We start from the raw sequence: 1,664 nt of genomic DNA, 5'->3' as shown, positions 1-1,664 counted from the left end.
AGACGCAAAACAAATTCTTTCCAGGTTTGACAAAAGCATAAAGATAGAGGCATTCATTGGCATAGCACTAATTGCATCTGTTGCAGTACTGGTAGACTCTGGCCTGCCATCAAGCGAATTTCAAAACCAGTTACAGTCATTACAAAATAAAGTATTTGCATTGACAACAAATGACAACTCTAGTACACAAGGATTCTCCCAAACAGGATTTATCGAAAATGGAAGTAGGATAGTGCTATCTATGAACCCATTTTCGACTGGAAATAATGCTTTTACCATATCATTTTTGGATTCAAGTAAGAATCCAATAGACATGAAATCAGCTCAGATTAAACTCACACAAACAGATAGTGGGATAGGACCAATTACCATCGATACAAACAAGACAGACACTGGAACATTTACCACCGACACGGACTTTGGATTTCCAGGACATTGGACAGTGAGAGTTGAGGGAGTACAAAACAAAGAAAACTCGCTCAACCTAGTATATTCCTACAACTTGTTTGTAAAACCAAAACTTAGCAACCTGCAAATAGACATCACAGAATACAAGACCCCTGGAAACAGTACTCCAAGATATCCAGTCTATGACAGCAGTAGAAACAAGATATGGGTAGCAGATACCACTCTACATAGTAACAAGATTCTTGACTTTGATTTAGAAACAAAAAAAATTACAGAACACAGAATTGATGGATTAACAGGTGCAGTATATTCCGCATTAGACTCTCATAACACTTTATGGTATATGGACTATACAAAAAAAATGTTAGGTCATTACAATCCAGATGACAATTCAAACAAAGAGTATCCAATTCCAGATCAAGGAATTCTGACAAGTATGTCAATCGATAACAACGATACTATTTGGATCACATCAACAAACTTGAACACATTTGCAGCAGAGATACTGAAATTTAATAGCAGCACAACACAGTTTGACTCGATAAAATTACCAGACAAATCAGACCCACAAGGAATGGCAATCGACAATACATTAGGTAAGATATGGATTGCAGAGGGAATTGGAAAAATATCCAGTTTTGATATTTCGAACAATAAAGTAACCGAGTTTACACCGCCAGAGAATTACACCATGAAAGCCCCTACAGCTATAATCATAGATCCTCAGACCGGAAAAATATACATTTCAGAGCATGAGGGCGAAGCAATTTCAGTCTTTGATCCATTGTTTAAAACATTCGCCAAGATACAACTTGATCCTAACAAGGCTAACCTTCCATACGGAATGGCTTTTGACAAGTATCACAACATCTGGGTTGCACAACATGCGATTGACAAGATTTCGATAATTGATCCAAGTACTGGAGAGGTTATTGAGAAAAATATTCCCTCATCAAACACAAGAGTACAATGGTTAGCATCTGATTCACAAGGCAATATCATAATGGCAGAAGAGGGAGCAAATGCTACTGCCATAGCAACCATAACTGCAGGACAACCACAAAATAATCTACAAGGTAGTCAGGAAAACATTTCATCCGTAATTCCAAACTTAGGCTTTGATTACGTCCAAATTGTTGCTCCGTCCATCATAGGATTACTAGTCATTGTAGCCTTTTTCTATTGTAAAGGCATAGTTGATTTGAGAAAAGCATCAAACCAAGTAAAAAACATGCAGTCATTTTAAGCCATCAAAT

Annotated in this window: 1 protein-coding gene; it reads left to right on the top strand. The window is 37.1% G+C overall.

Annotated elements, in window-relative coordinates; translation table 11 throughout:
• Positions 1–1,654: hypothetical protein (locus DYY66_RS03340; protein ID WP_166286197.1), on the top strand; the 1,654-nt coding region annotated here is incomplete at its 5' end.
• Positions 1,655–1,664: the final 10 nt, after the last annotated feature.

The organism is Candidatus Nitrosotalea sp. FS, from assembly GCF_011319475.1.
Lineage (GTDB): Archaea > Thermoproteota > Nitrososphaeria > Nitrososphaerales > Nitrosopumilaceae > Nitrosotalea.
This window is presented reverse-complemented; position numbering and strand designations above follow the sequence as displayed.